This is a genomic window from Cryobacterium fucosi (assembly GCF_004403515.1).
In the GTDB taxonomy this organism is placed as follows: domain Bacteria; phylum Actinomycetota; class Actinomycetes; order Actinomycetales; family Microbacteriaceae; genus Cryobacterium; species Cryobacterium fucosi.
In genome coordinates this window covers 164790-177135 of record NZ_SOHH01000061.1, presented here as the reverse complement: position 1 = coordinate 177135, position 12346 = coordinate 164790, and the positions used below count along the sequence as shown (strand labels likewise).

At 68.2% G+C, this 12346-nt stretch carries 14 protein-coding genes and 1 pseudogene; 2 read left to right on the top strand and 13 right to left on the bottom strand.

Annotated elements, in window-relative coordinates:
- Window positions 1-798: serine/threonine-protein kinase (locus E3T48_RS07910; RefSeq protein ID WP_198417640.1), on the bottom strand; the 798-nt coding region annotated here is incomplete at its 3' end.
- Complete coding sequence (locus E3T48_RS07905; RefSeq protein ID WP_134523484.1) at window positions 795-1085, bottom strand: hypothetical protein; 291 nt, start codon at window positions 1083-1085, stop codon at window positions 795-797. The genes E3T48_RS07905 and E3T48_RS07910, both read right to left, overlap by 4 nt.
- A 131-nt stretch (window positions 1086-1216) precedes the next feature.
- Here E3T48_RS07905 and E3T48_RS07900 point away from each other — a divergent pair, with 131 nt between their 5' ends.
- Together E3T48_RS07900 and purB are read left to right on the top strand one after the other, a co-directional pair.
- Window positions 1217-1744, top strand: a complete 528-nt coding sequence (locus tag E3T48_RS07900; RefSeq protein ID WP_134523482.1) for a low molecular weight protein-tyrosine-phosphatase — start codon at window positions 1217-1219, stop codon at window positions 1742-1744.
- Entirely contained in the window at window positions 1741-3123 is a 1383-nt protein-coding gene (gene purB / locus E3T48_RS07895; protein WP_134523480.1) for an adenylosuccinate lyase, read from the top strand. Before E3T48_RS07900 ends, purB begins: the two co-directional genes overlap by 4 nt.
- Window positions 3124-3200: 77 nt before the next feature.
- On the opposite strand, the gene E3T48_RS07890 is transcribed toward purB, so the two are convergent.
- The 11 genes and pseudogenes from E3T48_RS07890 to E3T48_RS07840 all read right to left on the bottom strand — a co-directional run bounded on the left by E3T48_RS07890 (window position 3201) and on the right by E3T48_RS07840 (window position 12137).
- Entirely contained in the window at window positions 3201-3455 is a 255-nt protein-coding gene (locus E3T48_RS07890; RefSeq protein ID WP_134523478.1) for a hypothetical protein, read from the bottom strand.
- On the bottom strand, window positions 3452-4048 hold the full coding sequence (locus E3T48_RS07885; protein ID WP_134523476.1) for a DUF308 domain-containing protein: 597 nt from the start codon (window positions 4046-4048) through the stop codon (window positions 3452-3454). Before E3T48_RS07885 ends, E3T48_RS07890 begins: the two co-directional genes overlap by 4 nt.
- Window positions 4049-4142: 94 nt before the next feature.
- A complete protein-coding gene (locus E3T48_RS07880) occupies window positions 4143-5516 on the bottom strand; it encodes an NAD(P)(+) transhydrogenase (Re/Si-specific) subunit beta (RefSeq protein WP_134523474.1) in 1374 nt (457 codons plus the stop codon).
- Window positions 5513-5824 (bottom strand): NAD(P) transhydrogenase subunit alpha part 2, encoded by a 312-nt coding sequence (locus E3T48_RS07875; protein ID WP_134523472.1) that lies wholly within the window; start codon window positions 5822-5824, stop codon window positions 5513-5515. Before E3T48_RS07875 ends, E3T48_RS07880 begins: the two co-directional genes overlap by 4 nt.
- On the bottom strand, window positions 5824-6984 hold the full coding sequence (locus E3T48_RS07870) for a Re/Si-specific NAD(P)(+) transhydrogenase subunit alpha (RefSeq protein WP_134523470.1): 1161 nt from the start codon (window positions 6982-6984) through the stop codon (window positions 5824-5826). Before E3T48_RS07870 ends, E3T48_RS07875 begins: the two co-directional genes overlap by 1 nt.
- 222 nt (window positions 6985-7206) lie before the next feature.
- Window positions 7207-8598, bottom strand: coding sequence for a replicative DNA helicase (gene dnaB, locus E3T48_RS07865; RefSeq protein WP_134523469.1), 1392 nt, complete (start codon window positions 8596-8598; stop codon window positions 7207-7209).
- Window positions 8599-9038: 440 nt separating this feature from the next.
- Entirely contained in the window at window positions 9039-9488 is a 450-nt protein-coding gene (gene rplI, locus E3T48_RS07860) for a 50S ribosomal protein L9 (protein WP_134523467.1), read from the bottom strand.
- Between the two features lie 9 nt (window positions 9489-9497).
- Window positions 9498-9761 carry a 30S ribosomal protein S18 gene (gene rpsR, locus E3T48_RS07855; protein ID WP_035835236.1) on the bottom strand — a complete coding sequence of 88 codons (264 nt, stop codon included), beginning with the start codon at window positions 9759-9761 and terminating at the stop codon, window positions 9498-9500.
- A gap of 54 nt (window positions 9762-9815) precedes the next feature.
- Window positions 9816-10319: a single-stranded DNA-binding protein gene (locus tag E3T48_RS07850; RefSeq protein ID WP_134523465.1), complete on the bottom strand. Its 504-nt coding sequence runs from the start codon at window positions 10317-10319 to the stop codon at window positions 9816-9818.
- 180 nt (window positions 10320-10499) lie between these two features.
- A pseudogene (gene rpsF, locus E3T48_RS17515) lies at window positions 10500-10868 on the bottom strand (30S ribosomal protein S6); the annotation flags it as partial.
- Between the two features lie 282 nt (window positions 10869-11150).
- Complete coding sequence (locus E3T48_RS07840; RefSeq protein WP_134523461.1) at window positions 11151-12137, bottom strand: type IV toxin-antitoxin system AbiEi family antitoxin domain-containing protein; 987 nt, start codon at window positions 12135-12137, stop codon at window positions 11151-11153.
- Between the last annotated feature and the right edge of the window lie 209 nt (window positions 12138-12346).

Sequence of the window (12346 nt, the reverse complement as noted above, 5' to 3'; positions counted from 1 at the left end):
GGCAAGGTCGCCGAACCCGGTCGGCGGACGGGCCGGCGCGGGCAGGCCGACCCGGCCGACCGTGACCCCGGTCTCCCTGAGCAGGCCGAGCGGGCGGGCGACAGCCAGCGCCCCCGCCGCGGAAGTCGTCACGCCGAACAGCCCGGCACCCTGGTCGCCGAGCGCGAACGACACGGGGAACGGCATCGCCGTCACGCCGGCCGCGGCGTCGTCGACCGAGGAGACGAGCACGCGCAGGGCTGCGGCCACGACGGGGTTGGTCAGCGCCCGCGGGTTCTCGGCGAACCACCGTGCCGCCGTCCCGGGCGCATCCCTCGCGCGGCCGCCCGTCGTCAGGCTGCCGAGGAGCCAGCCGACCGCGCCGGCGGTGAGGGCGGGCACCGCAGCCAGGGCGAGGAACGGGGCGACCCGGCCGATCGCGTAACCGAGCCACACCCCGCCCACCCCGGCGAGGAACTCCGCCGACCGCTCGGCCCGGCCGTAACCTTCTGCCGCGGAAACCAGGGCGTCGGCCAGGGCCCTGCTCCGCTCTCCGACCGCGTTGATGGCGCGTTCGGCCTCGAGCACGCTCAGCCCGACGTCAGAGTCAGACCACTGCGGGGCCGGGACCGGCTCAGAGTCGAGGAACCGGATGCGTTCCAGCCGTTCCCGCCAGCCGCCTGCCGCGGCCTGCAGCGCGCGCAGCGTCACCGCCTCGGCCAGCAGCACATCCGTGGCAACCAGGCTGCCGCCGCCGGAGACGATCAGCTCGGTGGAGGAGCCCCCCTCCTCGCCGCCGGGCACCCCGCGCCCGGTCACGCCGACGCCGCGATCGCGGCGATCGCCGCCTCAATGGCCGTGATCGCGTCCTCGAGGTCCCGGCGGGCCCGGCAGAGTTCGTCCGCGAGTTCCCGGCGACGTTCGGAGTAGCCGCGCTGGGCCGCCGACCGCCAGGAACCGTCGACGTCGGCGGGGAGCAGCCCCCGCCAGGCGAGGTCGACGTCGTCACGGAGCCCGCGCAGCAGCATCCGCCGGTGGCGCAGTTCGGCCAGCCGTCTCTCGCGCCGGGCGGGGTCGACGAGCACGATCGAACCGGTCTGGATCACGGTGGCACCTCCCCGGTCGGCTGCCAGCGAATCACACCCGGCGCCGGCGCCGGCCGGCCGCGCGAGGAATTCACCCGATGTCCGTCCGCCGGGCGGGTGTGGAGGAGGGGAAAGGGGGCCACAATGGAGGCATGAATTTTGCGGCGCTCACCCCCGATGAGTCGACGCCCTTCCGGATCATCTTCGTCTGCACCGGGAACATCTGCCGCTCGCCGATGGCCGAGGTGACGCTGCGCGACCTGGTCACCCGCTCCGGCCTCGGCCGGCTGATCGCCACGAGCTCCGCCGGCACGGGGGACTGGCACGTGGGCGAGCAGGCCGACGACCGCACGATCGCCGCGCTCGCCCGCCAGGGCTACGACGGAAGCCACCACCGCGCCCGCCAGTTCGACCCGGACTGGTATGCCGACCTCGACCTTGTCGTCGTGCTCGACCGCGCGCAGGAGCGCATCCTGCACAACTGGGCGACGACCGATCACGATCGCAGCAAGGTGCGTCTGCTGCTCAGTTTCGACCCGGAACAGGCGCCCCTCCTCGACGTCCCAGACCCCTACTATTCCGACGATGCGCTGTTTGACTCGGTTTTAGGCATGATTGAGAGGGCAAACCACGCGCTTTTCGCGCAACTCGCGCCCGCAATCAGACAGGGAGTCCGATGAGTCCACTACCGCCTCAGGTCCTCAGCCCACTCGATGGCCGCTACCGGGCTGCCGTCACCGAACTGGGGGAGTACCTCTCAGAGGCCGGCCTCAATCGCGCCCGCGTGCAGGTCGAAGTGGAATGGCTGATCACCCTCACCGACCGCAGCCTGTTCGGGTCCGCCCCGCTCACGGCGGAGCAGAAGTCGGCGCTGCGCGCCCTGGTCACCGGTTTCGGCCAGGCCGAAATCGACGAACTGGCCGTGCTCGAGGCCACCACCCGCCACGACGTGAAGGCCGTGGAATACCTGGTCCGCCGCCGCCTCACCGCACTCGGCCTCGACCACATCAGCGAACTCACCCACTTCGCGGCCACCAGCGAGGACATCAACAACCTTTCCTACGCGCTGACCGTGAGCGAGGCGGTCCGGAAGGTCTGGCTGCCGAAGTTCCGGGCCACCATCGATGCCCTCCGCCTGCGCGCCCTGGAGTACCGGGCCGATGCCATGCTCGCCCGCACCCACGGCCAGCCCGCGACGCCGACCACTGTCGGCAAGGAGCTCGCGGTGTTCGTCTACCGGCTCGAGCGCCTGGAGAGGCAGATCTCCGCCAGCGAGTACCTCGGCAAGTTCAGCGGCGCCACCGGAACGTTCGCCGCGCACGTCGCCGCGGACCCCGCCCTGGACTGGCCAACGGTCTCCCGCGAGTTCGTCGAAGGCCTCGGCCTGACCTGGAACCCGCTCACCACCCAGATCGAATCCCACGACTGGCAGGCCGAGCTCTACTCGCGGGTGTCCCACGCCAACCGGGTGCTGCACAACCTGGCCACGGATGTCTGGACCTACATCTCCCTGGGCTACTTCCGTCAGATCCCGCAGGCCGGCGCAACGGGTTCGTCGACCATGCCGCACAAGATCAACCCGATCCGGTTCGAGAACGCGGAGGCCAACCTCGAGTTGTCCAGTGCGATCCTCGACTCGCTCTCCGCCACACTCGTCACCTCCCGGCTGCAGCGGGACCTGACCGACTCGACCACGCAGCGCAACATCGGCGTGGGCTTCGGCCATTCCCTGCTCGCGCTCGACAACATCGTGCGCGGACTCGGCGAGATCGACATCGATCGCACCCTGCTGGCGAGCGACCTGGACTCGAACTGGGAGATCCTCGGCGAGGCGATCCAGACCGTGATCCGGGCGGAAGTGTCGGCGGGCCGGTCCACGATCGCGGACCCGTACGCGCTGCTGAAGGAGCTCACCCGCGGGAAACGCATCAACCAGGCCGACCTGGTCGCGTTCGTCGCCGGGCTCGAGATCGGCGAGGACGCCAGGGCGCGGCTGCTCGCACTCACCCCTGCCGCGTACGTCGGGCTCGCGGACTCCCTGGTCGACTTCCTGCCCTGACGGTCACGCGCCGCGCGGGTGCTGCGCCGCTGCGCGGGTGGCGTGCGCCCGCGTGGCGGCGCACCGCCGCGAACGGGTCAGAGGCCCTTGTTCTGCTCGTCCAGGTCGGTCTTCTCCGCGTCGTTCGGCTTCATGCCGAGCACGAGCATCGCGATCACGACGAGTACGACGATGAAGGTCACGCCGAAGCCGATCATGGCCAGCACGAGTTCGCGCGTGCTCATCAGGATCACCAGCCCGAGGAAGAGCGCCATCACTCCGGACAGGCCGACGAGTTCGAGGGGCTTCAGGAGCTCGGAGCGGCTGGGCTTGGGGGGTGTGTTCTGGGTCACAGGGTGTCCGAATCGTTGGGTGGAGCCGGGTCGACGCGCGCGACGGGAGTCGCCCATTTGAGCGAGAGCCCGGCGATGACGAGGTAGACGCCGAGCAGCACGAGGTAGGCGCCGAGCAGGCCGACCGAGACGACGGCGTTGGGCGGCAGGAGCAGGAAGACCAGGGCGAGCACGGCGGTCAGCGCGCCGACCAGCATCCAGTCCCGGTCGCCCGGGTCGCGGCGCCAGGCCCGGATGCCGCTGTACAGCTCGGCGAAGCCGGTCACGGCCGCCCAGACGGTGACAAGGTAGAGGAAGAAGCCGAGTCCGCCGCCGTGGAAGGCCAGGGCGATCGTGCCGGCGGTGACGCCCACGGAACCCTGGACCAGGAACAAGGAGCGGTCCCGCGGGTCGGCCAGGGTGCGGCGGCTGAGCACGCCCACGGCCAGGCCGCTGAGCAGCGCGAAGGCGCCGAATGCGACGAGGCCGAATGCGGCCGAATGGTTCGCGTTGAACGTGATCGCGGCGGCCGGCACGAGCGCGAGTGCCGCGCGCACGATCGGGACCGTCCAGTACCGGGCGCCGACGGCGCTGACTGCCTGGACGTTCGCCACGCGGCAACCTCTTTCTTAACGGGTTTGGACTGGTTCAGTCTACGCGGCGCGCCCCCGGTCGGCCCGCCCGGGACGGCCTGCACAGCCCCCGCCGTCACAGGGCATTGACGGCGCCGAGCATTTTGGTCAGTGAGTCCTTCGCGTCGCCGAAGAGCAGGCTGGTCTTCGGGTCGTAGAGAAGCTCGTTCTCGATCCCGGCAAAGCCCGGGCGCATCGACCGCTTGAGGAAGACCACCTGACGGGCATCGCCGACGTCGAGGATCGGCATGCCGTAGATGGGCGAGCCGGGGGACGTCTTCGCGGCGGGGTTGACGACATCGTTGGCGCCGACGACGAGGGCGACGTCCGTGTTCTTGAACTCGGGGTTGACCTCGGCCATCTCCCGGAGCGACTCGTAGGGCACGTTCGCCTCGGCGAGCAGCACGTTCATGTGGCCAGGCATCCGCCCGGCCACCGGGTGGATGGCAAAGACGACCTCCACCCCGCGCGCCTCAAGGGTGGTGGCCAGTTCGGCGATCGTGTGCTGCCCCTGCGCGACGGCGAGCCCGTAGCCGGGCACGATGACGACCCGCTGGGCGTAGTTCAGCAGCACCGCCACGTCTTCGGGGTTGGACGTGCGCACCGGGCGGTCGCTCTGGGTGGTGGACCCCGCGGTCGAGCCGCCCTTGAACGCGCCGAAGAGGATGCCGCTGACCCCCCGGCCCATCGCCGACGCCATGGCCCGGGTGAGGATGGTACCGCTGGCCCCGACGAGGGTGCCCGCCACGACGAGCAGCAGGTTACCGAGCACGATGCCGGAGGCGGCGACCGCGAGGCCGGTGAACGCGTTGAGCAGCGAGATGACGATCGGCACGTCGGCGCCGCCGACCGGCAGCACGAGCAGCGCCCCGACGATGAGCCCGATCACGAGCAGGACGACCGCCCAGAACGCGGCGCCGGTCGCGACGACGAAACCGCCGGCAACGAGGGCCGCGAGCGTGACCCCGCCCATCACGAGGGCGAGCCCGGGGAAGACGAGCGGGCGCGAGCTGATCAGGCCCTGCAGCTTGCCGACCGTGACGGCCGACCCGGAGAAGGAGACGGCGCCGACGAGCATCGTGAAGACCACGGCGACCTTCGCCCACGGCCCGTCGCTGTTGCCCAGCTCGAGCAGGGCGACGAGGGCCGCCGCTCCTCCGCCGACGCCGTTGAACAGCGCGACGAGCTGGGGCATCTGCGTCATCTCGACCCGACGGGAGATCGGGGCGGCGATCGCCGAGCCGACCGCGATGGCGATCAGGATGGCCGGGATGTTCTCGATCCGGGCCGAGAGGAACACCGTGATGACGGCGAGCAGCGCGCCGCCGGCACCGATCAGGTTGCCGCGGCGGGCGGTCTTCGGCGACGACAGCCCTCTGAGGGCGAGGATGAAGCAGACCGCGGCGACCAGATACAGCAGGCCGGTCCACTCGGGGGAGAGCAGGCTCATTTCGTTGCGTCCTTCGCGTCAGCGCCGGCCGGTTTGCGGGGGGCGAACATCTTGAGCATCCGGTCGGTGACGACGAAGCCGCCGACGAGGTTAGCCGTCGCGAGCACGACGGCGATCAGCGCCACCGTGAGCAGCCACGGGTTCAGGCTCTGGCCGGCGACGATGATGGCGCCGATCAGGATGATCCCGTGGATGGCGTTCGCGCCGCTCATCAGGGGCGTGTGCAGCGTGCTCGAGACCTTGGAGACGACCTCGAAGCCGACGAAGACCGCCAGGACGACGACGGTCAGCAGGGTGACGGGATCCATCAGTGTTCTCCGTTCAGTGCTGCGGCGGTCAGGGCCGCGGCGGTCGGCGCGTGCCGGACCTCCCCGGCATGAGTGAGGCAGGAGCCGGCGATGACCTCGTCGGTGAAGTCGGGGGTGACCTGCCCGTCGTGCGTCATCAGGGCGAGGAGGTTGGCCACGTTCTTGGCGTAGAGCCGGGATGCGTCGGCCGGCATCGTCGATGCGGTGTCCTTCATGCCGACCAGGGTGACGACGCCGTCGTCGGCGCTGGTGCGCACGGAGACGTCCTGCCCCGCGATGACCCCTTCGACGTTACCGCCGGATTCGGCGGCCAGGTCGATGACGACCGAGCCCATCCGCATGCCGGCCACCATCTCCCGCGTCACCAGCAGGGGTGCCGGGCGGCCCGGGATCGCGGCCGTGGTGATGAGCACATCGGCGGCAGCCACGTACGGGGCGAGCAATTCGCGCTGACGCACCGAACGGTCTTCGCTGAGCTCCCGGGCGTAACCACCGACACCCTCGATGGCGTCCAGGTCGAGGGTGATGAAGGTCCCGCCCATCGAGGTGACCTCGTCGGCCGAGGCCGGTCGCACGTCGTACGCGGAAACGCGCGCGCCCAGCCGTTTGGCGGTGGCGATGGCCTGCAGGCCGGCGACTCCGGCACCGAGCACGAGCACCCGGGCGGGCGGAATCGTTCCGGCGGCGGTCATGTAGAGCGGGAAGAACCGGGGGAACCGGATTGCCGCCTCGAGAACGACGCGGTAGCCGGCGACGAGCGCCTGGGAGGTCAGGGCATCCATCGACTGGGCCCGGGAGATGCGCGGCACCAGCTCGAGGGCGAAGGCGGTGGCCCCGGCCCGCGCGAGGGCGGCAACGGTGGGCAGCTCCGCCGCAGGTGCGGCCAGGCCGATGGTGATCTGGTCGGGGTGGAGCTGCGCCGCTCGCTCAGGCGTGAGCGGGCGCACGTGGCAGTACACGTCGAGATCGGCGAGCGGCAGCTCGGCGACAACGGATGCCCCGGCCTCCGTGTAGGCGGCGTCGGGATGGCCGGCCGCGGTGCCGGCACCGGATTCGATCAGAACATCGACTCCGAGCGCCGTGATCTGGAGCACCGTCTCCGGTGTTGCCGCAACGCGGCGTTCGCCCTCATGTCGCTCTCGACCGATGCCAACCTTCACGCGCGTCCTCCTCCGTGGCGCCCAGCCACGAGCGAGCACGGACCGTTCCGAACGCTTGCGCGGCACTTACGCCCCGTTCGTAGCGTAGCGGTGATCGTTTGCCGCTCGGCGAATATGACCGCGGATGTGCCTCGCCACCACGTACCGGTGCGGGAATGTCGGCATTCGCGCAGGACCGGCGGACCGGAAGCCCGCCCGGAGCGCCCGCCGCCCCGGCGGCGGCTAGGCTCCCGGCACCATGTCGGCGAAGCGCGAGTAGTGGCCGTGAAACGCGACCGTCACGGTGCGGGTGGGACCGTTACGGTGCTTGGCGACGATGAGGTCGGCCTCACCGGCGCGCGGATTGTCCTTCTCGTAGGCGCTCTCGCGGTGCAGCAGGATGACCATGTCCGCATCCTGCTCGAGCGAACCCGACTCTCGCAGGTCGGAGATGGCCGGCATCTTGTCCGCGCGCTGTTCGGGGCCACGGTTCAGCTGGGACAGCGCGATCACGGGAACCTGCAGTTCCTTGGCCATCAGCTTGAGCGCCCGCGAGAACTCGCTGACTTCCTGTTGGCGGGACTCGACCTTCTTGCCCGAGGTCATCAGCTGCAGGTAGTCGATGATGACCATCTTCAGGCCGACGCGCTGCTTGAGCCGGCGGCACTTGGCCCGGATCTCGACCAGGGTCATGTTGGGGCTGTCGTCGATGTACAGCGGGGCGTCATTGATGCGGCCGCGGGTGGCCGCGATCGTGGTCCAGTCGCGGGCGTCGACGGACCCTTTGCGCATGCTCTGCAGCGGAACGGATGCCTCGGCGGCGAGCAGGCGCATCGCGATCTCGCTGCGCCCCATCTCCAGGGAGAAGAAGATGCTCGGCATGTCGTGTTTGATCGACGCGGCCCGGGCGAAATCCAAGGCCAGGGTGGACTTGCCGAGGGCCGGGCGGGCCGCCACGATGATGAGCTGACCGGGGTGGAAACCGTTGGTGAGCTCGTCCATGTCGGCGAAGCCGGTCGGCACGCCGGTCATCTGGCCGTCCTTGAGCTTGGCGGCCTCGATCTCGTCGATGGCGGCGGTGACGGCATCCGTCAATGGCACGTAGTCTTCAGTTTCGGTGCCGCCGGTGACGGCGTAGATCTCGGCCTGGGCCGTGTTGACCAGGTCGAGCACCTCGCCCTCGCCGGAGTAGCCCATCTGGGCGATGCGGGTGCCGGCCTCGACCAGGCGGCGAAGCAGCGCCCGCTCGGCGACGATCGAGGCGTAGAAGCCCGCGTTGGCCGCGGTCGGAACCAGGCTGGTGAGGGTGTGCAGGTAGTCGGCGCCGCCCGCCCGGGAGAGCTCGCCGAGCTTGGTCAGTTCGTCGGTGACCGCGATGACGTCGGTCGGCTCGCCCTGTGCGTAGAGCGACAGGATCGCGTCGAAGATGATCTCGTGTTTGGGGATGTAGAAGTCAGCGGCCCGGACGGTCTCGACGACGTCGGCGACCGCATCCTTGCTCAGCATCATTCCACCGAGGGCGCTCTGTTCCGCGAGGAGGTCGTGGGGGAGGGTGCGCTCCGTGTGCCGGGTCTCGGCTCCGCCGCGCGCGTCTGCTCCGCGCTTGTCTGCCAGACCCAAGTGAGCGATCGACACCCGTGCCTCCTTCTATTCCTGGTGCTGGTCTAGCAGGGCCCACCGACAACACCTGTCCGCACCCCGTGCACACCATGAATCGGCCGCGTGCCCACGATACGGAGGCGCCTTCACAGCAACCAAACGACCCTGTGGATAAGGCTGTGGGAAATCTGGGCGAAACGCCGTGTGTCGTGTGCACAAGCTGTGCACTTCCCTGTGGACAACTTAAGAGCTTGTGGATAGAAAATAACTTTGACCAGCACTTAAAACTACTCACAGCTGTGTGTAGAAACTTGTCTCAACTACGCCTTGAACCTTGGGTTTTTGACGGGCCACCTGTGTACAAAACTGTGCTTTCAGCATCTGAAATGCCCCCGAAATAGGGGGATACAGCCGGGTTAAAAAGGAGTAGCGGTGGGCTCCTTTCGGAACCCACCGCTACTTTCGTTCGGCAATGCCTACTTCGCAGCCACCACCAGCAGTGTGATGGTCGCGCTGAGCTCGTCACGAAGACGAACCGTTGCCTTGTGCTCACCGGTCATCTTGATCGGGCTGAGCTCGATCTTGCGCTTGTCGATGGCACCGAGTCCCGCAGCCGCGACTGCCTCGGCGACGTCGGTCTGCTTGACGGAACCGAAGAGGCGCCCGCCTTCGCCGGCCTTGACGACCAGCTTGACCTTGGCGTTCTCGAGTGCGGCCTTGAGCGCCTGTGCCTCGTCGAGGGTGGCGTGCTCACGGGCTACGCGAGCTGCCTTGATCTGTTCGATCTGCTTCTCGCCACCGCGCGTCCACGACACGGCGAACCCCTGCGGGTAGAGGTAGTTACGGGCGTACCCGTTCTTGACCTCGACGATGTCACCGGGTGCACCGAGGCCGGAGACCTCGTGCGTCAGAATGATTTTTGACATGTGGGTTCCCTACCTGCCTGAGCCGGCGTAGGGCAACAACGCCATTTCACGGGCGTTCTTGACGGCACGGGCGATCAGGCGCTGCTCCTGGACGGAGACACCGGTGATACGACGGGCGCGGATCTTTCCACGCTCGGAGATGAACTTGCGAAGGGTGGGGACATCCTTGTAATCGATGACACCAACCCGGATCGACTTCGCGGGAGCGGCATTCTTGCCACCCTTAGCTCCGCGGAGCGGCTTGCGGCGGTCGCCGCTCGACTTTCCAGCCATGATTTCCTTACTTTCTTAAGAAGTGTTTTTCAGCCAGCTGCCCGGGGGCCTGGCTTAGAAGGGTGTCTCGTCACTGAAGTTGCCCGGAGTGTTCCACACGTCTCCGCCGGTGTTCGCGGCGGGGGCGGTGGCTGCCCAGGGCTCGTCGTTCCCGGAGACGGCAGGTGCGCCGCCGCCACGAGGAGCGGACGATGACTGCGCGCGCGTGAGCGAAGCGGTGGCGTAGCGCAAGGACGGACCAATTTCGTCGATCTCGAGCTCCATGCTCGTGCGCTTCTCGCCTTCCTTCGTCTCATACGAACGCTGCTTGAGACGCCCGGTAGCGATGACTCGGGAACCCTTGGTCAGTGACCCCGCAACGTGCTCGGCGAATTCACGCCAGACGCTCGCACGCAGGAACAACGACTCACCATCTTTCCACTCACTCGATGCGCGATCGAAATTGCGCGGAGTGGATGCGATGGTGAAGTTGGCAACCGCCAGTCCGTTCTGCGTGTAACGCAGCTCCGGGTCGCTGGTGAGGTTGCCCACTACGGTGATTACGGTCTCGCCGGCCATGGGCTACTTGTCGCTTGCCTTGTCGGCGGGCGCGGCAGCGTCGGGAGCGTCGGCTTCCGTCACGGCAGGAGCGTCGACCTTGGCGGGAGCAGCCTTGACGGCCGCGGCGGCGACTGCCGATGCGGGCTTCACGGATGCGGCGACCTTGGCGGCGGGAGCGGCAGCGGCAGCTTCAGCCTTGGCTGCGATGACCTTCGGGTTGGCTGCCTTGCGGGCGGCCTTCTCGGCGGCAAGCTTGCTCGCGACGGCGACCTGGGCGATGCCTTCTTCTGCGCGGAGAACCTTGGTGCGCATGACTGCCTCGGACAGCTTCAACTGGCGGTCGAGCTCGGCCGTCGCAGAAGCGTTCGCGGTGAAGTCGACGACGGCATAGATGCCCTCGGTCTTCTTGTTGATCTCGTATGCGAGACGGCGGCGACCCCAAACGTCAACCTTGTCAATCGTTCCACCGTCGTTGCGAACAACGTTGAGGAACTTGTCAAGGCTGGGAGCTACGGTGCGCTCATCGATCTCGGGATCGAGGATAACCATCAACTCGTACTGATGCATGACTAACCCACCTCCTTCGGACTAAACGGCTGCAGAATCTCTGCAACAGGAGGGTTGTGCATGTGTCGAGTGCGGAGGCCGGGATTCCGGCGCGCAGACAACCTGCCAAGACTACCGGATGTTGCGGCCCTTCGCCACCGCTCCGGCCCGGCGCCCTCCGCGCCGACGTTTCTCGCCCCCGTGCCACTCGCCCCCCCTATCCGCCGAGATCGACCTTTCCGGTCGAAACCGACCTGCACGCCTGTCGGTTTCGACCGAAAGGGGCGGAGTGGCCACCACCTGTCATCGTTCCGGCCTCAGACCGGCTGCGATGAGCAGGGTTCGGAGCCGCGCCGGACTCACTGCGACGGCCCAGAGCCAGCGAGCCATTCCCCGGTTCGGGGCCCGGAGACGATCCTCCCTGACCTTCTCGATCCAGACGACCTCCTCGATGGTTCGGCCGGCGAGGTATTGGTCGCGGGTGTACTTCACCTTCCCGTCGAACTCACCGAGCAGGGGCAACCGACGGATGTGGTGGCGCGCCTCCCATGTGAAGTCGACCCTGTCCTCGCCGCCGCCGAGTATCGGATAGGCGACCTGGAGAAGGGGTGCCGGCATCCCGCTGAGGTGGATGTTGGCACGGCTGACTGATTCTCCCGTCGAACCCGACTGCCCGTCGGCGAAGTCGGCGGAGACGCGGGCGGCGCGGCATCCGCGCGCTGAGCCGAGGCGGGCCACGGCCTCCTGGAGCTCTTCCTTGGCAATCGTCTCGCTGCGCTCTCCGTCCGGCAGGAGGTATGGCGCCCGAAGACCGGCGTCGAGACTGGCCACGGCGGAGGCGAATGGGATGGTGCGAGCGAGATCGACCATTGTGCGCAGCCGGCTGGTGACCAGATAGCCGCCCAATTCGACGACCTCATCGTCCCGGAAGTGGTCGTAGTGCCAGACGACCCCGGCTCGGGACTTGCGCTTGCTCCCGGCGGACAGGAGAAAGTGCACCTCGGCAGGCCACCGGCTCAGTATCGGCAGACCCCACACCCGGGCTGCCGACTGGTGGGACAGCACCGGTTGGCTCCGCCGCGTGAGCACGGCCGCCTGAATTCGGATCAGGTACTGGTCGTCGTCGTCGGCCGCCTTCCACACGTCGGTGGGCACGTAGACGCCACGCAAGATGCGGACTTGTTCGCCTTTGTCCCGGCCACGGCGGAGGTCGCGCCCGTCCATCCCAACGAGACTGCGCTGGCGCGTCAGGGTGAGGGCGGTTGGATGCAGGAAGTCGCGAGTGTCCACCCACCAATAGTCACGGCGCGGCGCTTTTCTGAACCCGACCGGGCCGCCCCCAGCGCACAACAGCTCGTGGTCGGCCCCTGTGGAGGACCAGCCTCTCGGCGTCGGGTTCTACCTTTTCGGTCGAACCCGACCGGCACGCGTGTCGGGTTCGACCGAAAAGGTAGTTCTCAGCGAGTAACGCCGGTGACCGTATTGCGCCGCCGGATGCC